Consider the following 23,020-nt stretch of genomic DNA (forward strand, 5'->3'; position numbering starts at 1 on the left):
TGGTCTACCCTTTGATCTTGGGGTATTTCTTGAACCAACCGTCGAGACGCAGACGCATCACGCCGAAGAGTGCCTCACTGAAGATGCCGCCACTCATCTTGCTGGTACCCTCTCGACGGTTGACAAAGACAACAGAGACTTCCTTGATCTTAAATCCTATCTTATAGGCGGTGTACTTCATCTCTATCTGGAAGGCGTAGCCCTTGAAGCGGATGTCGTCGAGGTTGATCGTCTCCAGCACACGACGACGATAGCACACAAAGCCGGCGGTGGTGTCACGGATGGGGATGCCCGTGATGAAGTTGACATAGCGAGAGGCAAAGTAGCTCATCAGCACACGACCCATCGGCCAGTTGACGACGTTGACACCCGTGACATAGCGCGAGCCCACGGCCACGTCACCACCCTCGTCGTGGCAAGCTGCATAGAGACGGGGCAGGTCATTGGGATTGTGACTAAAGTCGGCGTCCATCTCAAAGACATATTCATAGCTCCGCTGCAAAGCCCATTTAAAGCCGGTGATGTAGGCGGTACCCAGACCAAGCTTGCCCGACCGCTCTATGATGAACAGACGGTCGCCAAACTCGTTGTCGATCAAACGATGGACAATGGCTGCCGTGCCATCAGGACTGCCGTCGTCGATGACAAGGATATGAAAGCACTTCTCCAAGGAGAAGACAGCACGTATGATGTTTTCGATATTCTCTTTCTCGTTGTAAGTGGGAATGATTACAATAGAGTCACTTTCATGCATGATGATATGTATTTTCCGTTACTGCAAAATTATAAAATTAAACGCAAAGTGCCAACAAATTGACGAAATATATCCGGCGTTTATTGGTCGTCGTTGCGTACGTAGCCTTGATACTCGGGCACCAGTCCGCTCATCACAGCCTCATAACTCTTGTCCTTGAGATAGTCGATGTTCTCACGACCCTTGCCGATGGGCATGATGGGCTCGTGGATCGTCAGCTTCAAGGGATGCCAGCGCACCCAGCGCCAGTCGCGTGTGCGGGGCATGATATCAAACGAGCCGTTGATCGTCAGCGGACAAACAGGCAGCTGAAGTTCGTCGGCCAGCATAAACGCACCACGGCGGAAAACGCCCATGTGACCGGTGAACGTGCGGGCACCTTCAGGAAAGACCATCAGTGACATACCTTCCTTGAGCACCTCACGCGCCTGGTCGTAGCTGGCACGGATATGAGAGGGACCTCTCTTGTCGACAAAGATCTGATGAGAATATTTGCAGGCTGGACCAACGAATGGAATCTTGCCTATGCCCCGCTTCATCATCCACTTGAAGTTGCGGTTGAGGAAACCATAGATGAGAAAGATGTCGAAGGCTCCCTGGTGATTGGCTACGAAGACATAGGACTGCCCCGGTTTGAGATGTTCCCTGCCTTCCACCTTGACTGGCAACAAAAGCAGGCGAATCGTAAACTGACTCCACCACTTACCGGGATAATAGCCCCAGAAATGACCATTGCCCACCAGACAACCGAGAATGGTCAGCAGTGCAGTGGCAATAGTGTCTATCAAAAACAATGGTATAACGCAAAGTTCATAGAGACAGTATAAGAATTTTTTCATAGCTGTGAGATCTTCTTTCTATGGGTTAATGTTTTATTCTGTGCAAAGTGATGACATTGATTTCCGGGGGCACACCAAAACGGAAAAAGACGAGGCCACCGATACCAGCGGAAACGCACAGGGTACTGCCGTCGCGCTGATAGAGTCCATCGTCCTCGGCATAGACCAGCTTGACAGGACTGACGCCAAAGAACGCGATCTGTCCGCCATGGGTGTGCCCACTGAGCGTCAGCGCCACACGATGACTGGGTACAATATGGTCGTCCCAAGCCCGCGGATCATGCTGAAGCATGACGACAAAGGCTTTCTCTCCCACCCCATTCATCGTGCGCGAAAAATCGCAGCTGTCGGGCTTGCGGAAATTCTGCTCTCCGGCCACCACGACGGAATCGCCACCACGATGGAGCGCAAAATGACTGTTAAGCAGCAGTTTCCATCCCATGCGCCGCTGCAGGTCGATGACAAGTCGGCGGTTGGCAGCCTCCATGTCGGGACGGTCGTGGGTGTACTCACTGTAGTCGTGATTACCCAACACGGAGACAACACCGTCTCGAGCCTTTAGCTGCTTGAGCAGCGGCATGACAGGCTCGATCTCCTGAGGACGGATGTTTTGCAGGTCGCCGCCAAAAGCGATGAGGTCGCCACGCTGGGCATTGATGCTGTCGATGTCGCGATGCAACAGCGCACGGCGCGCACCGGTGAAACTGCCCACATGAGCATCAGAGAAAAATACGATACGATAGCCGTCGAAGTGCTCGGGGAGATTGGAAAAATAGAGGTCGTTGCGCTTTACGGTCAGTTCTCGGGTCCCCATAGTCGAACCATAGATAAGGACGTACCAGTTGATGAGGATGAGTACCACCGCCACTATATTGCCAAGATTGACACGGAGATGACGCCAACGGCTCCAAAGCAGGCCTAAACCAGAACAGAGGGCGAAGATGGCTTTTGGCCATACGATCAGCCCCACAAGAAACATATAGACGTTGATCCACGTAAGGTCGGCGGGAACGAAATCGCGAATCGACACCAGCGCAATCGTATAGATAAACATCACCATTCCCGGCAGCCACCATAGCAGCCGCAACCACCATCGGCCATGATAGCGGCTCCGCCAATAGTGCTGGTCGAAATATAGGTCGGGCAGCACGATGGCAAGCAAGATGGGAATGAAGATACGCGATATCATCTATAACCTTTCTTTGTATTGGTCAACGCTTCATCAGACTCATGCTGAGAAAGCGACGCATCAACTCCACAGGCACTCCGCGCCGACGGGCATAGTCCCTCAACTGGTCTTCACCGATCTTTCCCAAATCGAAATAGTGTGCCTTGGGATGCGCAAACATCAGTCCGGAGACTGAAGCGTGTGGATTCATCATACCACTGGCCGTCAGCCGGATGCCGATACGCTTCATGTCTATGAGGGAGTCGATGATGAAGTTCACACTGGTGTCGGGCATCGAAGGATAGCCCACGGCAGGACGTATGCCCTGATAGTGCTCGGCGTGAATGTCCTTCATGCTGAGATTCTCGTCCGGCGCATATCCCCAGTAGGTCTTCCTCACTTGCAGGTGCATCAGCTCAGCCGTACCCTCTGCGAGTCGGTCAGAAAGTACTTGGGCCAGCATACGCCGATAGACATCTTCGTCGCGACTGTGGTTCATTGCTTCATCAACCGTCGTAGCGAACACACCGACCTTATCTGCTTTGCCCTGGGAAAGCGGGCGCACAAAGTCGGCCAGGCAGAGATTGGGCTGTCCGGGGGCTGAAGGACGTTGCTGACGCAACATCGGCAGGCGTGTGTCACCCAACAGCAGGTCATCGCCGTCGCTGTTGGCATCGAACAACTCAAAGACGGCATGCGTCTGATGCCTGCCTTGCCATGCGTCGAGCAGCTCGTTGGCGTCGGCATAGAGTCCGGCCTTGTCGGGCTCACTCTTTCCGCTCATACTCCAGGCATGATCGAAGTAGATCCAATTGATATAGGGTCGAACTTCGTCAATATCGTAATGAAGAACCATCGTCAAACCTCCTTCCTATGATTATTTCTGTCTGAATCTTACAGCCTCACCTCGGCTGTTCTCATCAAACTGCCCTTGGTCGTAGATGAGCCGTCCGTTGCAGAAGGTCTGCTTCACCTGCCAGTCAAAGGTCAGGCCTTCCATGGGCGACCAGCCGCACTTGCTCTGGATGACGTCTGAGGTGACGATCCACGGACTATCGGGCTTCACGATGGCAATGTCGGCTTTGTAGCCTTTACGCAGGAAGCCACGGTCGCTGACCGAGAAAAGCATGGCGGGATGATGGCACATGAGTGTCACGAGCTTCTCGATGCTCAGCACACCATCGTTGACCAATTGCAGCATGGCGGGCAAAGAAAACTGCAACATCGGCATGCCGGAAGCAGCGCGGACACATCCGCCTTGCTTCTTGCTCCACTCATGGGGCGCGTGGTCGGTGCCGATCGTGGAGATACGGCCATCGGTCAGTGCCTTGCGCAACTCCGCGCGGTCGGCCGGCATCTTGATGGAGGGGTTGCATTTGATGCGGGCTCCAAGCTTGAGCATGTCGGCAGCGGTGAACCAAAGATGGGCGATGACGGCCTCAGCGGTGATCTGAGGCAAGTAGTTGTCCTCGCAAGGCTCAAAGAGTTGCAACTCCCGGGCTGTGGTGAGATGGGCTACATGCAACCGCGTGTGATGCTGCAAAGCCAACTGCACAGCCAGCGCGGTACTGCGATAACAGGCTTCCTCGTCACGGATGATAAAATGGAAACGGACGTCGGGATCGTCACCGCAGACGAGTTTGAAACGCTGCATGTTCTTTGCGATGATGCCGGAGTCCTCGCAATGGGTCATCAACGGCAGGTCTAAGTCGGCACAAGCCTGAAAGATCTGATGCAGCGCATCCATCTGATCCACAAGCATGTTGCCCGTAGAGGCACCCATAAAAAGCTTGATGCCGGGGATGCGTGTGTCATCGAGTTGCTGAAAGAGTCCTACGTTGTTGTTAGTGGCACCGAAAAAAAAGCTATAGTTGACATGGCTTGTCTGCGCGGCTCTTGCGAACTTGTCGTCGAGCGCGTCCAATGTTGTCGTCTGAGGCTGGCAGTTGGGCATATCAAAGAAGGTGGTCACGCCACCGAAAGCAGCAGCCCGTGACTCACTCTCAATGTCGGCCTTCTGTGTCAGCCCCGGCTCACGGAAGTGAACATGTTCGTCGATGACGCCAGGCAAAACGTAGCACCCCGTGGCGTCTACACATTTGTCGTAGTCTCCACGGGGTGTCTGCTCATTCTCTATAATGTCTTTGATACGGTCATCGTTGATGATGAGGGACCCTTTGAAAGAGCGTCCCTCGTTGACGATGGTTCCGCCTTGTATCTTTGTTCTCATTATTTATATAGTGTCTATCATTTTCCTCCTCACGCTCCGTCGACTACTCGCCTTCGACAGGAGTCTCTTCCGACCCTTGTTCCTCCTGTTGGTTCGTGGCAGGCTGAGCCATCTCGTTGGGAGTAGGACCATCCGCCGGAGCGGCCTGAGGCACAGGTTGTGACTGTGCGGGAGCACTTTGCATACCGTTCATGATATTCTGATTCTGCTGAGCTGCCTCATAGTATTCCTTGACCATCGGATCGTTTTTGAACTTCTCCGTGGCTTTGCTCATGATGTCCTCAATCCACGCGTCAAGCATAGGAGCGTTGTAACGGTTCATGCAAGTGTTGATGAAGATATACGGCCCCAGCACGTTGTCGAAGTTATCCTCCACGAACTTGGTGACCAGTTTATCCATTCGCTGGTTGATGCGATCGTTTTCCGCAGCCAGCTTGGCGTTGACGCTATTCATGTTCTTACCGTTCATGATGGCCTGGTCATGGACATGCACGAGCTCGGCACTCTGGTTCATCAGCTGCGTGAACTTCTGTCTGAACTTTGTGAGCTTGTCGTTGAGCGGTGTGCCGGTGACGCTTTCCTGGGTGTTATCTATTTTCACTTGGATATCTCCACTCTCCAACACAACGGGCAGTCCATTGTTCTCATCAAGCAGAATGGTACCCACTCTGACAGAATCCACCGAACCCGCAAAATGGAACTGACCGTGCACCACATCACACGAGTCAAGATTCTTCAATGCCGTATCTTTCAGCACCTTGAGATATAGCTTCTGGCCATCGAGCGTAGAGACGTTCGTTGTTCCGGTGATACTATATGTATTGGCGCAAGATGTAAAGGCCAACAAGCCGAGCATGAAGTATAAAACTTTATTCATAGACGTTTCGTTCAAGCAACACAAAGATAATATGTATTTGTGACGCACAAAAGAAAATTAATGCTATTTAGTGAAAGCACTAACCTTTTATATTTTTTTTGGAGAGCAAATAATCGATTCGGTGCACAGTGTACACTTCAATGACTGCACCGATCAATAAAAAAATTACCCATTTATTATAGAGGTATGTCACATAGTCGATATAGTTATGGAACAGTGGACGGAAAAAGCCATAAGCCGTATCAGCCATGAGCATGCCGCCAATGATAAAGCAGAGACCGGCCATGCTCTGAATACGCTTCAAACGCTTCAATGCCAAGTCGTCGCCCTGATAGGTCTGTTGGGCTTGCACCAGCGTGAAAAGCACGGCTCCCAACAGAAAAATCCAGCACATGAGCGCACGATGCCAGAAGAAAACAAAGCTTCCGGCACTAATCACCATCAACGCGCCACCGACCATAAACAGGATGCTGAGCGCTTTACTGATTGGTTTGATAGAGTTGTTCATTGTCTTGTCGTATCTTGTCGCTGTCTATTCGCTGCGCATCCGTGCTGAGGATGAAGATATCCTCGTCGTCGGCCTTCATGAAGTAGCGCTCACGGGCAATCTTCTCGATAGCCTTCGGATGCAGCCTCAACTCACGCAGTTCACGGGTGGCAGCCTCGTTTCTCTCGTTATACATTTCTATTTGGTCGTTGAGCTCGCTGATTCTCAACCGATACCGCACATGCATCAGCAGGCTGTTCTCATCGAGAAAGCCTACCAGGGCGATGCCGACCACAGTTGTGATCAGGTATTTGTAGTGCGCCACCAGACGGAGTATCATGTTCAGCTTGGTATTCATCCACCTACGTTTTCAATAGAAATTAATTGCAAAGGTACAGCAAACGCAGATAAATACAAAATAAAACCGGAGTTTTGTTTTGCCTTTCACTTAAATAAATGTATCTTTGCATTATCTTAATCGATACACATCAACAAACAACACATTATTATATATGAGTAACTATATCGTCTCCGCACGCAAATACCGCCCAATGACCTTCAGTTCAGTCGTGGGGCAGGAAGCGTTGACGACTACACTGAAAAACGCAGTCAAAAGCGGCAAGCTTGCTCACGCCTACCTCTTCTGTGGACCGCGTGGCGTAGGCAAGACAACATGCGCGCGCATCTTTGCCAAGGCGATCAACTGCGAAAATCCCGCCGAGGACGGCGAAGCCTGCAACCAGTGCGAGAGCTGCAAGGCGTTTAACGAGGGACGCTCGATGAACATCTTCGAGCTCGACGCTGCCTCCAACAACTCTGTCGACAGCATCAAGACGCTCATGGAGCAGACGCTCATCCCCCCTCAGAACGGTAAATATAAGGTGTTCATCATCGATGAGGTGCACATGCTCTCACAGGCTGCCTTCAATGCTTTCCTTAAGACGTTGGAGGAACCGCCCGCTCACGTGGTGTTTATCCTGGCCACAACCGAGAAGCATAAAATTCTGCCCACGATTCTCTCCCGCTGTCAGATCTACGACTTTGAGCGTATGACCGTGCCGCGCATTGTCAACCATCTGAAGATGGTGGCCGAGAAAGAGGGCATCACCTATGAGGAACAGGCTTTGGGGGTCATCGCCGAAAAAGCCGACGGAGGCATGAGAGACGCATTGTCCATCTTTGACCAAGTGGCGAGCTTCTGTCAGGGCAACATCACCTACAAAGGGGTCATTGAGGATCTCAACATCCTCGACAGCGACTATTATTTCCGCATGGTCGACTTGTCTCTTGAGAACAAGGTCAGCGACATCATGGTCTTGCTCAACCAGATCATCTCCAAGGGCTTCGACGGTTCTGGTGTCGTGCAGGGTCTTGCCACCCACATCCGCAACGTGATGATGGCCAAAGACGCTCAGACCCTGCCGCTGCTTGAGACCAGCGACGAGCAGCGCAAACGCTTTCAGGAACAGGCTGCCAAGTGCCCCACTCCTTTCCTCTATCGTGCACTGCGCATCCTCAACGAGTGCGACATCAACTACCGGCAAAGCAGCAACAAACGGTTGCTCGTGGAGTTGACGCTGATCCGTGTGGCACAGATCACACAGCCCGACGACGACAGTGCCGGTGCGGGGCGTAGCCCCAAGATGTTGAAAACCCTGTTTAAGCTTATCACGAAATCACCGGCCAATACGGTCCCGCAGGTAACCGGGTCGGTGAAGACCAACCGCAAGCCGGCAACACCTGTCGGCGCGGCCTCTGACGCCCCTACGACAACCAATCAACCAGCAGCTGCCGTCGCTACCGCAGCCACGGCAAATACAGGACAGCCCACGGCCGTCACCACTCAGCAACCCGCGATGGTCAAAGGACCTCATCTGAAGCTGAGCAGCATCGGCATGACCTTCCAGGCAATGCTGCATCCGGAAAAGAAGAAGGAAGAGGCTTCACCGCTCGATACACCGGAAAAAACAAACGAAGAGGAAACAGCAAAGCGATTCACGGATGAGGAGCTCGCTCTGCAGTGGGTACAGATGTGCAACCGCATGCCGCAGAAATTCGTAGGACTGGCATCACGACTGAAAAACATCACACCGCACATCACGGACTATCCCAACATCGAGGCGGTCATCGACAACGAGATCTTCCTCAGCCAGCTCAACGAGATCAAGCGGAAGATCTGCCGCACGATGCAGGTGACGCTCCACAACGACAATATCCAGCTGACCCTGCGTCTCGCCGACACTGCCACCGCCAAGAAAGTCTTCACCAAACGAGAAGTCTTTGACAACCTGAGAAAGGAAAATCCCGCGTTTGAGAAGCTAAGAGTCTCATTGGGACTGGAACTGAGCTAACCTTTTATATACGCTTATGAGCTCTCATGTGCACATCGGGCTCAAGTGACCACAAAAGCATGTGACCACAAAAGTAACAAGCAACATCTATGAGCAATGATTTCCTTGACCAGCGCGGTGACTACCATTCTCTGATAAGATTAAGGACTGTACAGTATGGATTCCATCATTAGAGGAACAGACCAAAATTGGTCAGTTCCTCTATGACATAGATTCTAAGATAGCACTCAATCGTCAGATAAATGATAATTTAGAGGCGATGGCACGTCAGCTCTACGATTACTGGTTTGTGCAGTTCAACTTCCCAAATGAGAAAGGCAAGCCGTATAAAAGTAGTGGTGGGAAAATGGTGTGGAATGAAAAACTGAAGCGTGAGATACCGCAATGGGTAGATGCCAAAAAGATTGGAGATATAGAAAATAACATCATAACAGGCAAGACTCCTTCATGCGCAGATGAGGATAATTTCGGAGGAGATATACCTTTTGTGACGATAGATGATATTAGAGGCTGAAACGGACATTTAGTTTGTTGAACAAAATACACTTGTCAGGAACTTCATACTTATTGCTTTGTATGTCAACTCCGTCCAAGACCTCAAAAGTCTTACCCTCATCAAATGAGGGAAGACTATACAGGTTGTATATTACACCTGTTTGAGGAGTTATTGATTTTGACACAAGAGTTACAATATCTTTTATTTTCATACTTCTCAAGTCGATGTTTCTTCTTTATTCCTTACCCAGCAATCCCCTCACTTCCTTATCGAAGTCAGAGTCAATACGTTGTGTCTTGTTGAAGATATCGTATTCTTGTTCTGCTTTGGCTTTAGCCTCTGCCGCAGAAATCTTTCCCTTGTCAGGCAAGATGTGATAGTTTCGGAATTCCAAGAACTTGTTGACACTGGCTGAGAACTGATCCATCGTGAATGTATTCTCACGTTCTATGAGATCCTCTATGTAGTCGAAGAAGCCTGTCACAGCACGCTCCAAACGTTTGATCTGTTCCGGTTGCAAGTAGTTTTTGGCAATACTGACATCTGACTTCAAAACCCTACCATCGGGTGCATGCTTCCATGTTGTTAACCCCATGTGGTCTTTTGTATGATCCGCCCGCGTGTATATGATTTCGGCTGCCGTCATGCCAGTGATGGCATAATGGAAACGATTTTGAATCATAGCATAGAAATCGCGAGTCGTTGGAGAGCTCTTATCGTAGTCGGTGCTGCACTCCGCATAAATGTCCGTAATCTGCTGCCATATACGGCGCTCACTTGCACGAATAGAACGGACGCGCTCAAGGAGTTCGCGGAAATAGTCTTTACCGAACACGGCAGTACCCTGCTTGAGTCGCTCATCGTCAAGTGCAAACCCCTTTGTGATGTATTCTTTCAGCACTAACGTTGCCCACTGGCGGAACTTCGTGGCTCTGATGGAATTAACACGATAACCGACTGAGATAATAGCATCAAGATTATAGAGTGTTGTTTGATATTTTTTCCCATCAGCGGCAGTTAGTGCATTTTTTGCACATACTGATTCTTGCCTTAGCTCTCCTGAGTCGAAGATGTTTTTCAGGTGTTTGGTAATGACAGATCTATCCACCCCAAAGAGCTGCGCCATAGCCTTCTGGGTACACCATATTGTACCATCCTTTACAATGACTTGTACCTTGCCCTGCTCGTCGGGCATGCTGTAAAGCAAAAACTGTATCTCGTTTTCCATTCTATTAGCCTTTTACATCCTCGTTGAATTTCAGACTTGCCAGTTGCTAAACTTAGTACCGCTATTAGATGAGATTATCCTGTAGAACTCACGGCCCAAACCTTCATTGTTCAGCTTATTACGTATTTCGCAGAGCTGTAGGTTGGTGGACTCTTCTGTCAATTGAGGATTGAATTTTTTAATCTGTCTATAGAAAAGATCCTTGGCAATATTTGTCTCCGGGTCAAGGGCTAACTCCTTTAATGCATGATAAGTATACCCGATGCGCGTAAGGTGCATCAGTGCCGGAAACTTAACTCGCGTGTTCTCATTAAATCCTGCCATATGTATCTCTGGTCTTGTTCAATTATCCATCTACTATGAATTGCTTAATCTACATAATCTAACTAAGACCGTTTTTAATCATCACAGTGCCTCATCATCAGGCTTGTCAACGCCAGAGCGAGGCGTGCCTTTCTTTCCAGAATGAAGATGCAACTTCTTGCGAAGCAGCCAACGTTGCTTCCGCTGCTCGTATTCCTCGCGATGACGCTCCAAGAAATTATCTGCCATGATTCGATACTCCTTATTGATATATACTCCTTATTATATATATACTCCTTATTATATATAGCAACCTTGATTAAAGACTGATGGACTCGATCCGCAGCTGCAGGATACCGGCAGGCACTTTTACATCCACAACATCCCCTACCCGCTTGTTGAGCAAAGCCTGCGCAATCGGCGACTTGATGGAGATCTTTCCTTCCCGCAGGTTGGCTTCATGAGGACTGGCCAACGTGTAGCAGAGCTTGCGGTCGTGGGTCAAGTCCGTGATCTCCACTTTGCAGAGCAACTGCACACTGTCGGCATTTACCCGGTCTGCGTCGAGCACACGGGCATGGGCCAACACATTCTGCTTAAAGCGGATGCGGCCCAGCAGGCGGGAGTGCTCGCGCTTTGCCGCACGATACTCGAAGTTCTCGCTCAAGTCGCCCTTGTCACGTGCCTCAGACACGGCATCGATCGCCTTGGGCAACTCCACCTTGATCATATGGTTGAGTTCGGCAACGAGTTCATCGTAGCCTTCCTGTGACATAAATTCCATGATAAACCTTTGTATAGGAGTGTTTCTATAAACCTTTTTCTAACGCATACTTACAGCAAGCACCATTACCGGCGCTTGCCTTTCTCCGTGTTCCGCTTCGCACCGGGCTTATGCTCGCCAAGTTGCTTGCTGAGCGCATAGGCATGATAGAGTCCCAACTCACCAGCCTTACTGAGATCTTGCTGAGCCATGTGGAGATTGCCGCTATAGTAATAGGCCAGTCCACGGTTGTAATAAGCTTCAGCCAGACGCGAATCTATTTGCAGCGCACGCGTGTAGTCATCGATGGCATGGGTGTAGTTCTTCTGAGCTGCATAGAAGTTACCACGGTTATAGTAGAGGTAAGCATTCTTTGGAGCCAGCTGGATCGCCTCGGCATAGTCGCCCTCCACCTGTGAGGTCTTCATGCTGACGTTCTGCCCCTTTGAAGCCTCATAGTCGTTGAGCATCAGCTGACAGAGAGCCCGTTCAGAACGTCCGAGCACGCTTTGCTTCTCCATGGCCACATAGTCGTCAAGATCAGACAGCGCATCGCTGTAGTTCTGCAGTTCAGCGTATGCCACGGCTCGCTGTAAGAGCAGGGCCGCGCGCTGATGTGGATCTTTCTCCTCCTTGATACCCTCCGAGAGATTGTCGACGAGCTGGAAGATCTGCTTGGAACTAATGTCGTCCATCTTCTTGCTTTGGTTGCAAGTCAGATAGAGACGTTTGAGCGGCTGCATCTTGTTGTTGAACTGCTCCAACGTGGTATCGAAAGCCTTGCTGCCGTTGACCGCACTGACATAATTGAAATACGACAGACGATAGGACGGCAGCATTGCCACCTCTACGGCATTGTTCTGAATGGCGCCACGGATGTCGCTCTTGTATTCGTGCTCGACGGTCTGCGGCTGATCCTCCACGACGATGTCGTTATATTTACTGATGTCGATCTCAGACCGCTTGCGTACCTCTCTCAGTTTCTTGCGGCTCCACCGTTGCTGGATACCCACATGCTTATCCATCTGAGCCTTAAAGATGCGGAACTCATCGAGCTCAGCCTTTGCGGTCATACCCAGTTTGCGATAGCATTGCGCCCGCTGGGACAGACCCGTCCAGAAATTGGGGAACTGACTGATGACGGCAGAATAGTCGCGGATGGCCGCCCGCAGATTACCGAGCTTGTCGTTGAGCAAGGCACGGTTGTAGATAGCCATGAAGTTCTGTGGCTCCATCCTCACCACAAAGTCGAAGTCTTTCAGCGCACGGTTGTCGTCACCGAGCTGTAAGCGCAGCAAGCCACGATTGTAGTGAGCCAGGAAGTTGTTGGGATCCAAGTCGATGGCCATGTCATAGTCCGCCATCGCCCCACGAAGGTTGTTGAGGTTGAGTCTCACCAAGGCGCGGTTGACATAGTTGTGCACGACTTTCGGACGCAGATTGATCAGCTTGCTCAGACAGGAGTCAGCGACCGCCCAGTGCTTGCGGTTGAGGGCGATGGCCGAGCGCGTTGCCCACGCGTCGACGTTATACGGGTCGATGGTGAGGCTTCGTGCCAACCAGTGGTCAGCCTTCATCGTATCTTTCTTCTCCAGATAGATTTCCGCCTTCAACGAATAGGCCGTCGCCGTCTTGGACCACCGCGAGATGATCGTGTCAGCGTCCTCCAAGGCATGGTCATAGTCCTTGACGTTCAGTCGGCAGATCGCTCTGTTGGTCCAGAAACTGGTCACCGAGGGATTGAGATGGATGGCCCTGTCGTAGTCCGTGATCGCGTCAGCATATTTCTGCTGGCGGATACGCGACATGGCACGAAGATCAAAGATCTGTTCGATATAAGGGTTGAGGTCAATGGCATGGGACGCATCTTCTTCGGCACCTACATAGTCGTCGAGTGAGTATTTTGCGGCAGCGCGGTCATACCACGGCAACCACAGATAAGGCTTTAAAGCCAAAGCCTTGTTGAAATACTGTATCGACAACACATAGTCCTCGTAGTGCAGCGCCACCTCACCAGCGGTGACGAGACGGTCCACATTATATTGCGCATTGGCATGGGAAACAAAGAGCCACACCAGCGACAGAAGAAACAATCTGCCCTTGTTCACCTTAATACCTAAGATCCTGAAATACGTTATGTCCTATCTCTTCTCTACTTCTTGTGAATCGTCTTCACACGATAGCCGCAGCGGAACTTGCCCTGCATGATGCCGCGGAGCTTGTTGCGGATGAGCTGCTTGCGCAGTGGCGACACCCTGTCGACATACATCACGCCTTCGAGATGGTCAAACTCATGCTGCATGACGCGAGCCAGATAGCCGTCGACCCACTCGTCGTGAGGCTGGAAATCATCGTCGAGATACGTGACATGGATACGTTTCGGACGTGTCACGTTTTCGCTCAACCCCGGTATCGACAGGCAGCCTTCCTCGAGCGTTTCCTTCTCTTTATCATCCGCCTCGATGATATGAGGATTGACAAAGACATGGCGGAAACCCTTGTACTCGGGAAATTCGTCCTTCAAGACGTCGAGGTCGATGACGACCACACGGATGGACTTCCCTATCTGAGGAGCAGCAAGTCCTACACCACCCGCATTGTCGAGCGTCTCATACATGTCACTGATCAACTGCGGCAGCGAGGCATCGCTGGAGTCTACATCCTGAGCCACCTTGCGGAGTACAGGTTGTCCATAAGTATAAATGGGTAATATCATATTCTTCTTTGTGAATTCATAAAATCTTGCAGGATGATGGTGGCACTCACCTCATCCACGAGTCCTTTGTTCTCTCGTCTTGTCTTCTTTTTCACGCCACCCTCGATGATAGCCCGGTGTGCCAGCACCGAGGTGAAGCGCTCGTCGTAGTAGACGATCGGCACCGCCGGCATCTCCTTGCGCCACCGCTTCACGAAGGCCTCCACGCGCGCCAGATTCTCAGACGGAGCGCCATTGGGCTGAGTAGGCTTACCGATGACTATCTTCTCCACGTTTTCCTCAGAGATATATTTCTTCAGGAAATCCATGAGGTTTCTTGTCTCCACCGTAGCCAGCCCATTGGCGATAATCTGCAAAGGATCAGTGACGGCAAGCCCCGTTCGGCGCTTGCCGTAGTCGATGGAAAGAATTCTTCCCAATGTATCTATCTGATTTGAACATTATTTCTTAAACAGCAACCAAGCGTCGCTCTTAGGATTGAACTTGCTGCCGCGGATGGCATCACGGCTCTGCACAGCACTTGCCTTATCATCAGAGGTAGATGCGATGACACGGTACATGTTCACCTGGGGGTTATAAGCGATCTGAGCATCGTAGCCGCCCTGCTTCAGTGTGCTCTGCAGTCCCTCGGCGTTTGCCTTCAGAGAGAAAGAGCCCACCACGACACTGTAGGCCTGCAAGCCCTTGCCGCTGACAACGGTAACGCTCTCACTGCGCACGTTGGCATTGTTGACATTGGTCACAGTGGTCTGGTCAGCCTGCTTCTCTGCCAAGGGAGTAACCACCGGTGCCTCGTCCTGCACGGGCTTCTGCTGGTTCTGCTGCTCTTCCTGTGCCTTAGCCTTCTCATAGGCCTTCTTATAAGCATCTTCTTTTGTTCCACAACTGGTAAAAGCGAAAGCAAGGCACAGTGCTGTGCTTAGTAACACATATTTTCTCATTATCTTCTATTTGATTTTAATATTATTGTTTTGTTGACATTCTCACTCTTTACGTCTAAAGGTATTCAACCTTTTATTTTGCGAAATTACTAAATTAATTACGAAAGCATCCTTTTCGTGCACATAAAGTTTGTTAAATCAATGAATCAGAGGGTATTTAACAAAAAATATACCCACAAAGCATGTCATTACGGAAAAAAAATCATATATTTGCAATAGATAAATTCAAAACCACAAAACACTAAGTTTATGAAGACATTAGGTTATATCTCAGCTTTCTTGGGCGGTGCCATCGCCGGTGCTGCCTTGGGGTTACTGCTCGCTCCGGAAAAAGGCGCGGACACCCGCACGAAGATCTCCGACGCTGTTGATGATTTCTGCAAGAAACACGACATCAAGCTTGCACGCAAAGATGCTGACGATCTTGTAGACGACATCAAAGACGCCGTAGACAGCACGAATGCATAGGCCGGGCGGTTCACGCAAACTGTAGCAAGCCCATGCACAATGGACGAACACTAATATAATAAGGAGTAAATTGAAAATTCCGTTTCTAACCCGGCGAGGCCAGCGCAAGCAAGTCGATGCGTCGCACGAGCCTCGCCAAGGTTTGTTTCATCAAGACTTCCACATGTTTTCCAACGACCAAAACATAGAGACCATCGCCCAACTGGTAGAGAGTGTGAAGCACTACGCCAGTCTGCAAGGTGAGAATGTGAAATTGGAAGTAGTAGAGAAGACCGTCAGAGTGCTCACCGTGGTGGCGATGACCGCCATTCTGTCCCTGGTACTGATGTTGATTCTCATCTATCTCAGTTTCGCAGCCGCCTTTGCGCTCACTCCTCTCGCGGGCTCTGTAGCTGCCTTCCTCATCATTGCAGGCATCTATCTGGTGATACTCTTGCTCTTCCTTATATTCAGAAAGAGATGGATCGAGCGTCCGCTTGTCCATTTCCTCGCGTCCATCTTACTAAGCAATTAAATCATGAACAACCATACCACAGACTTTACCACCTACCGCAGCCTGGAAGAAATTGCCATGCGCAGACGTATCCTCAAGGAGCAGATCGACGAGGATCGCAAGAAGATCCAGCAACAATGGCAGTCGCTGTTCCGCAAACCCGAGGGCTTCAAGAGAGATGCCACGCCTTCAAAGCGCATTGGCAGCCTCGTCAACACAGGTGCCGGACTCCTCGACGCTTTCCTCTTGGGATGGAAGCTCTACCGCAAATTCAAGAAGTGAGCTACGAGGCTACAACTGTGCCAAATACTGTTCAAAACATTAAAATACAAGTCCAATCTTGTTAATAAAGGTTATTATATCATCATTTATGGGTGGATTTAGAACAAAATTCGAGAAACATTCGTAACTTTGCATCGTGTTTTTCATAGTATTAGATTTAAGGTTAACAAGGTTGGAGTACAGCGGTACTCCTTTTTTTATGCCCATACGTCAAGTACGCCCTTATTTTCTCATCTGAAAATCTCTCTGCTTACAGCATTCCTGCAAGCAAACTCCCCTCTCTCTTACAATACTTCCTACACCTCTATCTTCATGCCGTCGTACGGAAACAGACAGTCTTCCGGCAGTCTCGCGTTGGCCTCGTCATAGAGTCCCACGTCGTGGGTAAGATGGATGATAAAGGTTCGGCGCGCACCCAACTTCTGTCCCATGGCAACCGCGTCGGGAATGAGCTGGTGGCTGTGGTGGGGCTTTTCCCATCTGAGACCATTGACGACGAGCGTGTCCACACCCTCTAAAAGGGCCAGCTGACCGCCGTCGATGTCCTTCATGTCAGTGATATAGGCCAGCGGACCAAAGCGATAGCCCAGCACGGGCAACTTGTCGTGCATCACCTCGACAGGCAGCACGTCGATGTCGCCCACCCGCAAAGGTTCTTCTTTGTGCAGCGTATGGAGCTCTATCTTCGGCACGCCGGGATAGAGATGCTCCGCGAAGCAATAAGGAAAATTATGTCTGACAGCCTTCACGCAAGGCTCATTGCCATACATGGGGATGTCGCCCAGATAGCTATAAGGCCGCAGATCGTCCAATCCGCCCACATGATCGTAGTGGGCATGAGTGAGCAGCACAGCATCAATCTTTCGGAAAGGCAGTGGCAACAACTGTTGCCGGATATCAGGACCGCAGTCGATCAGGATGCGCGTGGACGCAGTCTCCAGCAACGCCGCCGTACGCAGACGGTGGTCGCGCGGGTCCTTGCTATCGCAAACCGCACAATGACATCCTATCACCGGCACGCCGTTGGATGTACCGGTACCCAAAAAGGTCAACTGCATCTTTGCCATCACTTACCTTTCGTCTCCTACTCTATCGAATGTTTACTTCCGGTTTCAATTCCAATCCGAACTTCTCTCTGACGTCAGCCTGAATGGCATGCATCAGCGCGACGACATCCTCGCCCGTGGCACCGCCCAAATTGACGAGCACCAATGCCTGTTTCTCATACACGCCGGCACGTCCGAGCTTTTTGCCTTTCCATCCGCACTGGTCGATGAGCCAACCGGCCGGAATCTTATAGTGCTTCCCACTGTCCTGCTTCTCGTCGGGAGCGTCGAAGTAGCGAAGGTCGGGATGTTCAGCCTTCAGCCGCTCAAAGGTAGCCTCATCGACAATCGGATTCATGAAGAAGCTGCCGCCATTGCCGAGCACAGCGGGATCGGGCAGCTTGGCCTGACGTATGCTGATGATGGCATCGCGGAGCTGTTGAGCCGTCAGCGTATCGACTGCGATGTGGTCTTCTTCCAGCACACGGCGGATATTGCCGTAGTCCAGTCGCGGGCTGAACACGGATGAAAGACGATAGACCACCCACATGATCAGATACTTGTCGCGCCACTCATGCTTGAAGCGGCTCTGACGATAGGCATATTCGCAGTCATCGGCAGGTATCGTCACCTGCCGGCCTGTAACGATCTCCACAGCCTCGACGCTCACCAGCGTATCCTTGGCCTCTGCGCCATAGGCTCCGATGTTCTGTACAGCGGAAGCGCCGCACTGTCCGGGGATGAGACTGAGGTTCTCCAGTCCGTACATCTGATGCGCCACAGCGTAGGCCACCACATCGTCGAACGTGCATCCAGCCCAACAGCGCAGTAGCGTATTGCCCTTGTCGTCGGTCTCGGCATGCACCTCAAAGCGCTGCTCCGGACTGACCACAAGGCCATGGAAGTCATGAGTGAGCAACAGATTACTGCCGCCACCCAGGATCAGCAGAGGCCGGTCGGCATGATCGCGGATATAGGCAGCCGCCTCCACGGCATCGGCCGTAGAGGAAAACTCAAGATATTCATCGCACTGCTGGTCCATCCCAAACGTGTTGTGATGAAGCAAAGGATAGTGTTGCTGTATTTTCATTGCCGTCGTCTCTTTTCAATCAATCGCAAAGTTCTGTCCACATCCATGCGGCTAACAGCTGAACTTGACGAGTTTCCATCTCTTGCCAAACCGTCGGAAGACATAAACCACTTCATTGCTGTTGGCAATGCCGCGGATCATAAACACCTTGTAGTTAGTTTCCTTGTAGGTCTGACCATATATAATGTTGTAGATCGTACCGCTCGGCAGGATACCGGGCTTGAAATCGGGCCACTGCTGCGGCATGATGATACCCGTCATATTGGCATTGTCGCTGGTAGGATCCGGTCCGGAGAACTTCACCTCATCGGCCATACTCCTCATCTGGAAGGCTGAGTCTACGGCAAAGCGTTGGTAGAACTTCAGGAAGCTGGCGTTGTCGTTCTGATACATCGGCTTGTAGTTGACCGACGTAAGCATCCACTTGCCCTGAATGCGGTTGAAGAGGAACTGCTGCACGGTCTTGAGATGGAAGAAGATCTTTTCCACCACTACGTGGTCGATCGACGTATCCTTGGCGAGCTTCACCTGCCGTTCATTGTCCAAGATCAGCGTATAGTAGTCCTGGTGCATGAAGAAATGCTCCATGCGCCAATGTCCCTTCTCGATTTTCTTCTCCAGTTTGCCGTTGCGATACACAGGCAGCGGGAAGACGATGCGCTTGAGCTGCAACCTGCGGTTGGCCGCAAAGTTAAACACGAAATCGTCGAACAGCTCATCAGCGGTCTTCGGCATCGGAGCCTGCGAAATCAAATTCTCCGTAGAGTCCTCCCCAGCCGTGTCCGTGACAACACTGTCAGACTGTATGGAATCAGTCTGCTCCGGCTTCTTGTTGGTGCATCCATAGGGAACAGCCAGTGACAAGATGAAAGCAAGTAAAACAACTAATAATATTATTCTTCTCATAAATCATTCATAAGCTTTGGCAAAATTACATATTATTTTTTATATAAGATGTATTTTTCCAATAAAATTAGTACCTTTGCAGTCAGAAAGATAAAATTTACAGACGATGATACTAGACAAGATAGATCAACTTCTCAAAGAAGTATCTCAGCTGTCTGCCAAGAACGCAGACGACATCGAGCAACTCCGACTCAAGTATTTGAGCAAAAAAGGTGAGATCAATGCCGTCATGGCAGACTTCCGCAATGTGGCCGCTGACCAGAAAAAGACCGTAGGCATCAAGATCAACGAACTGAAAAAAGCCGCTCAGGACAAGATCAACTCCCTGCGCGAGCAGGTCGCCTCTACCGATACCGGCGACAACCACGAGGACTTGACGCGTACGCCCTACCCGGTCGCTTTGGGTACCCGTCACCCGCTGACCATTGTCAAGAATCAGATCATCGACATCTTCCAGCGCATGGGCTTCACACTCTACCACGGTCCCGAGATCGACGACGACAAGCACGTGTTCACCATGCTGAACTTTGCCGCTGACCATCCCGCACGCGACATGCAGGATACTTTCTTCATCTCGCAGGACAAGAACGACGTGACCAAAAACGTGTTGCTGCGCTCTCACACCTCCGGCGACGAGGCTCACTATATGGAGACCCACGAGCCGCCTATCCGCGTGCTCTGCCCGGGACGTGTCTACCGCAACGAGGCTATCTCGGCACGCGCCCACTGCTTCTTCCATCAGGTCGAAGGACTCTATGTCGACAAGGGCGTGAGCTTCACCGACCTCAAGCAGGTGCTGCTGACCTTCGCCCGCGAAATGTTCGGTCCCGACACGAAGATCCGTCTGCGCCCGTCGTATTTCCCCTTCACCGAACCGAGTGCTGAGATGGATATTTCCTGCAACATCTGCGGCGGCAAAGGCTGCAACTTCTGCAAGCACACGGGATGGGTGGAGATCCTCGGTTGTGGTATGGTCGACCCGCACGACCTTGCTGCCTGCGGCATCGACCCGGATGTCTACACCGGCTATGCTTTCGGCATGGGCGTGGAGCGTATCACCAACCTGAAATACCGTGTCAACGACCTGCGTCTCTTCTCCGAGAACGACAAGCGCTTCCTCGAAGAGTTCCAAAGCGCATTCTAAGCTTCATCCGATACATATTATATATTAGGCACACCCGAAAGGCCGGTTTCGCAAAGAGCCCCTTCTCGGTGTGCCTTTTCTTTTATCTCTAACCCGTTTCCCTTATCATGACCCACCGTCTCCAAGATTTAGAACAGCACACCGCTCTCCTGCAACAACAGCTCACCCGTCTCCGACACAAGAGCCAATGGTTCACCGTGGCACAGATCGGCATGTTTCTCGCTGCCCTTGGCATGGTGGCATGCGCCGTTACCTACCAGCCCAAGTCTCTGTACGCACTCTTGGCTGCCGTGCTCTTCGTCGGCTATCTACTGCTCCGCCGCACCGACGGCCGCAACAGCCGCGACATCGAGCGACAACAAAGGGTGATAGCCGCCTACCAGCGCGAGATCAGCTACTTCCACGGCGACTACAGTTGCTTCGACGAGGGCAAAGACTATATCGATGCCTCCCACCCCTTCTCCTTCGATCTGGACCTCTTTGGCAAGGACTCGCTCTTCCAGCGTGTCTGCCGCACCGTCACCGTCGGTGGTCGCAACCTGCTCGCACAGTGGCTGACAAAAGAGGAGATGGACGGGAACCGCAAAGATTTCATCGAGGGCATCGGACAGAGACGAAAAGCCGTGGAGGAACTTGCCCGCCACGACGACTTCCTGATGAACATCAAAGCCTCGGGGCAGCAGAGCGACAAAGCCGAGGAACGACTGCTGCGCACCGACTGGCTGGCCAATGCGCTGACGGCGGCACACGCCCTGGAGCTGCCCAAGCGTTGTTCTCCCCGGTGGTTACAAGCCATGAGAATCGTCTTGCTTACCGGCTTCTACCTGACGATCATCGCCGCGCTGACCGGATCAGTGTCTGTCATCCTGCCCATCACATGGGGCACCCTGCACCTATTCTTTGCCACCATCTTTCCGGGCAATAGCGTCCGCCGCATCATGACGACTTTGCAAAACATCCACACGCTGTCGGAAGGGCTTGACCGAATCATCCGCCTCACCCTCGCTGAAGAGTTTCACGAAAAGGTGAACCGAACGTTGCAGGCTTCCTTGCAGCAACAGGCAGCAAGTCTCGCTGAGATGGAGCAGATACTTCACGACATCGACAACAGAAACAATGAAGCGGGCATCCTGCTCTTTAATGTATTTGCGCTGATCGACCTGAACATCGTCCGCCGCTTCAAGTTGTGGCAGCAAAGCAGTACTGACTTCGAGGCGCTCATCCGGTCGGTGAGCATGCTCGACGCGCTGGTCTCTCTTGCCTCTTACCGACAAAACGAACCGGCAACAACATGGCCTACGTTCGTCGACACGCCGTCGATGGTCTTTGAGGGCAAGGGACTGCGCCATCCCTTCCTGGGCTTGCAGGCTGTGGCCAACGATGCCATGCTCCAAGATCGCAACTTCTATATCATCACGGGAGCCAACATGGCAGGAAAGAGTACCTATCTCAGGACGGTGGGCATCAGCTGGGTCATGGCCATGGCGGGACTGCCGGTCTACGCCGAGCGTCTGACGCTCTCGCCCTGCCGCCTCTTCACAGGCATGAGGACGAGCGACGACCTGACCCACGGCATCTCTTACTTCAACGCGGAACTGCTCCGGCTCAAACAACTCATCGGTGTGCTCGACGACACGCCAACACTGGTCATCCTCGACGAGATACTCCGTGGCACCAACTCTAAGGACAAACTCCACGGCTCACAAATCTTCCTGGAGTATCTCTCACGGCACAATGTGACGGCGATCATTGCCACCCACGACCTCGAACTCTCACAGATGGCCGAAGACCATGGCGACCGTTTCCACAACTACTGCTTCGAGATCTCCATCGGCAAGCAGGTCTCCTACGACTATCGCATCACGCCCGGCATCGCCAAGAACCAAAACGCCACCTACCTATTAAAGAAGATGATCGAAGAAAAAGATGAGACCTCCTGACTTCGTTATTTTTACGAAATGGCCATATAATGAACTCTCACACAGAGACACAGAGAACACAAAGACGAAATGTCCATGCACTCTCTGGACAATAACAAAAAAATAGGGCTTGCGAACTTCACAGCCCACAAGCCCAAAGGTTGAATTATATACATCCATTAAAGGGATGCTCTGTAGAAAAATGTAATTTCAAATCAAAGTATCAAGTCTGTCACGAGCTTCTTGTCCGCCCCCCTGATATTTCTCACGCACGAAATCCGTCACACAGTCCGCCAGCAACTGCTTATGGCGGAAAGAAATGACTCAAGGCGGTATTGCAAACCCCGTTGCCGTAAAAGCATTATTCATCGTTATAATTTTGAATAGTTGAATGATTAAGGCCCAAGGGGGATTGTCCGTGGCGGGCAGATGCCGCTGCCTAACCAAAGACAGTAACACATCTATAGAAAAAGAAGGGTATATCCCTTATTCCCTTCAGGCATGACCTGAAGGCTTTCA

24 protein-coding genes and 1 pseudogene are annotated in these 23,020 nt (G+C 51.3%); 7 read left to right on the forward strand and 18 right to left on the reverse strand.

Annotated elements, in window-relative coordinates; genetic code table 11:
* Window positions 1–4: 4 nt before the first annotated feature.
* The 8 genes from NG346_RS11445 to NG346_RS11480 form a co-directional block, all read right to left on the reverse strand.
* Window positions 5–754, reverse strand: coding sequence for a polyprenol monophosphomannose synthase (locus NG346_RS11445; RefSeq protein ID WP_262280887.1), 750 nt, complete (start codon window positions 752–754; stop codon window positions 5–7).
* An 80-nt stretch (window positions 755–834) separates the two neighbouring features.
* Entirely contained in the window at window positions 835–1,593 is a 759-nt protein-coding gene (locus NG346_RS11450) for a lysophospholipid acyltransferase family protein (protein ID WP_262280888.1), read from the reverse strand.
* A gap of 25 nt (window positions 1,594–1,618) precedes the next feature.
* Window positions 1,619–2,782, reverse strand: coding sequence for a metallophosphoesterase (locus tag NG346_RS11455; RefSeq protein ID WP_262280889.1), 1,164 nt, complete (start codon window positions 2,780–2,782; stop codon window positions 1,619–1,621).
* 22 nt (window positions 2,783–2,804) lie between these two features.
* Entirely contained in the window at window positions 2,805–3,617 is an 813-nt protein-coding gene (locus tag NG346_RS11460) for a vitamin B12 dependent-methionine synthase activation domain-containing protein (protein WP_262280890.1), read from the reverse strand.
* Between the two features lie 21 nt (window positions 3,618–3,638).
* Window positions 3,639–4,991, reverse strand: a complete 1,353-nt coding sequence (locus NG346_RS11465) for a dihydroorotase (RefSeq protein ID WP_262280891.1) — start codon at window positions 4,989–4,991, stop codon at window positions 3,639–3,641.
* Between the two features lie 43 nt (window positions 4,992–5,034).
* The gene (locus NG346_RS11470) at window positions 5,035–5,868 is read right to left on the reverse strand and encodes a DUF4369 domain-containing protein (RefSeq protein WP_262280892.1); all 834 of its coding nucleotides are present in this window, start codon (window positions 5,866–5,868) and stop codon (window positions 5,035–5,037) included.
* A 79-nt stretch (window positions 5,869–5,947) separates the two neighbouring features.
* Window positions 5,948–6,376: a hypothetical protein gene (locus NG346_RS11475; RefSeq protein WP_263010701.1), complete on the reverse strand. Its 429-nt coding sequence runs from the start codon at window positions 6,374–6,376 to the stop codon at window positions 5,948–5,950.
* On the reverse strand, window positions 6,348–6,713 hold the full coding sequence (locus tag NG346_RS11480; protein WP_262280893.1) for an FtsB family cell division protein: 366 nt from the start codon (window positions 6,711–6,713) through the stop codon (window positions 6,348–6,350). The genes NG346_RS11475 and NG346_RS11480 overlap by 29 nt, the downstream gene beginning before the upstream one ends.
* A 154-nt stretch (window positions 6,714–6,867) precedes the next feature.
* Between NG346_RS11480 and NG346_RS11485 the strand changes: the two genes are divergently transcribed.
* Both NG346_RS11485 and NG346_RS11490 read left to right on the forward strand, forming a co-directional pair.
* Window positions 6,868–8,706, forward strand: coding sequence for a DNA polymerase III subunit gamma/tau (locus NG346_RS11485; RefSeq protein WP_262280894.1), 1,839 nt, complete (start codon window positions 6,868–6,870; stop codon window positions 8,704–8,706).
* Window positions 8,707–8,839: 133 nt separating this feature from the next.
* A pseudogene (locus NG346_RS11490) lies at window positions 8,840–9,095 on the forward strand (restriction endonuclease subunit S); the annotation flags it as partial.
* A gap of 342 nt (window positions 9,096–9,437) precedes the next feature.
* On the opposite strand, the gene NG346_RS11495 reads toward NG346_RS11490, so the two are convergent.
* From NG346_RS11495 to NG346_RS11525, 7 genes are all read right to left on the reverse strand, one after another.
* A complete protein-coding gene (locus NG346_RS11495) occupies window positions 9,438–10,430 on the reverse strand; it encodes a virulence RhuM family protein (protein ID WP_262280895.1) in 993 nt (330 codons plus the stop codon).
* 405 nt (window positions 10,431–10,835) lie between these two features.
* Complete coding sequence (locus NG346_RS11500; protein WP_262280896.1) at window positions 10,836–10,982, reverse strand: dehydrogenase; 147 nt, start codon at window positions 10,980–10,982, stop codon at window positions 10,836–10,838.
* Between the two features lie 70 nt (window positions 10,983–11,052).
* Window positions 11,053–11,517: a transcription elongation factor GreA gene (greA, locus tag NG346_RS11505; RefSeq protein WP_262280897.1), complete on the reverse strand. Its 465-nt coding sequence runs from the start codon at window positions 11,515–11,517 to the stop codon at window positions 11,053–11,055.
* A 65-nt stretch (window positions 11,518–11,582) separates the two neighbouring features.
* Window positions 11,583–13,604, reverse strand: a complete 2,022-nt coding sequence (locus tag NG346_RS11510) for a tetratricopeptide repeat protein (protein ID WP_262280898.1) — start codon at window positions 13,602–13,604, stop codon at window positions 11,583–11,585.
* 44 nt (window positions 13,605–13,648) lie between these two features.
* The gene (gene def, locus NG346_RS11515) at window positions 13,649–14,212 is read right to left on the reverse strand and encodes a peptide deformylase (RefSeq protein ID WP_262288758.1); all 564 of its coding nucleotides are present in this window, start codon (window positions 14,210–14,212) and stop codon (window positions 13,649–13,651) included.
* Window positions 14,209–14,631: a Holliday junction resolvase RuvX gene (gene ruvX, locus NG346_RS11520; RefSeq protein ID WP_262280900.1), complete on the reverse strand. Its 423-nt coding sequence runs from the start codon at window positions 14,629–14,631 to the stop codon at window positions 14,209–14,211. The genes def and ruvX overlap by 4 nt, the downstream gene beginning before the upstream one ends.
* Before the next feature lie 21 nt (window positions 14,632–14,652).
* On the reverse strand, window positions 14,653–15,153 hold the full coding sequence (locus NG346_RS11525) for an SPOR domain-containing protein (RefSeq protein ID WP_262280901.1): 501 nt from the start codon (window positions 15,151–15,153) through the stop codon (window positions 14,653–14,655).
* A gap of 249 nt (window positions 15,154–15,402) precedes the next feature.
* On the opposite strand from NG346_RS11525, the gene NG346_RS11530 reads away from it, so the two are divergent.
* From NG346_RS11530 to NG346_RS11540, 3 genes are all read left to right on the forward strand, one after another.
* Window positions 15,403–15,621 (forward strand): YtxH domain-containing protein, encoded by a 219-nt coding sequence (locus tag NG346_RS11530; protein ID WP_154533779.1) that lies wholly within the window; start codon window positions 15,403–15,405, stop codon window positions 15,619–15,621.
* Window positions 15,622–15,784: 163 nt separating this feature from the next.
* Entirely contained in the window at window positions 15,785–16,135 is a 351-nt protein-coding gene (locus NG346_RS11535; protein WP_262280902.1) for a phage holin family protein, read from the forward strand.
* A gap of 3 nt (window positions 16,136–16,138) precedes the next feature.
* On the forward strand, window positions 16,139–16,396 hold the full coding sequence (locus NG346_RS11540) for a hypothetical protein (RefSeq protein WP_262280903.1): 258 nt from the start codon (window positions 16,139–16,141) through the stop codon (window positions 16,394–16,396).
* Window positions 16,397–16,692: 296 nt separating this feature from the next.
* Here the strand turns inward: NG346_RS11540 and NG346_RS11545 are convergent, their stop codons facing one another.
* The 3 genes from NG346_RS11545 to NG346_RS11555 are packed head-to-tail and all read right to left on the reverse strand — an operon-like array spanning window position 16,693 to window position 19,438.
* Window positions 16,693–17,454, reverse strand: coding sequence for an MBL fold metallo-hydrolase (locus NG346_RS11545; protein ID WP_262280904.1), 762 nt, complete (start codon window positions 17,452–17,454; stop codon window positions 16,693–16,695).
* 31 nt (window positions 17,455–17,485) lie between these two features.
* The gene (gene murB / locus NG346_RS11550; RefSeq protein ID WP_262280905.1) at window positions 17,486–18,532 is read right to left on the reverse strand and encodes a UDP-N-acetylmuramate dehydrogenase; all 1,047 of its coding nucleotides are present in this window, start codon (window positions 18,530–18,532) and stop codon (window positions 17,486–17,488) included.
* 51 nt (window positions 18,533–18,583) lie between these two features.
* Window positions 18,584–19,438 carry a DUF4348 domain-containing protein gene (locus NG346_RS11555; RefSeq protein WP_262280906.1) on the reverse strand — a complete coding sequence of 285 codons (855 nt, stop codon included), beginning with the start codon at window positions 19,436–19,438 and terminating at the stop codon, window positions 18,584–18,586.
* Between the two features lie 106 nt (window positions 19,439–19,544).
* On the opposite strand from NG346_RS11555, the gene pheS reads away from it, so the two are divergent.
* Entirely contained in the window at window positions 19,545–20,582 is a 1,038-nt protein-coding gene (gene pheS, locus NG346_RS11560; protein WP_262280907.1) for a phenylalanine--tRNA ligase subunit alpha, read from the forward strand.
* Between the two features lie 107 nt (window positions 20,583–20,689).
* Complete coding sequence (locus NG346_RS11565) at window positions 20,690–22,522, forward strand: MutS-related protein (protein WP_262280908.1); 1,833 nt, start codon at window positions 20,690–20,692, stop codon at window positions 22,520–22,522.
* Window positions 22,523–23,020: the final 498 nt, after the last annotated feature.

It is taken from the genome of Hallella absiana (assembly GCF_025457485.1).
GTDB lineage: Bacteria > Bacteroidota > Bacteroidia > Bacteroidales > Bacteroidaceae > Prevotella > Prevotella absiana.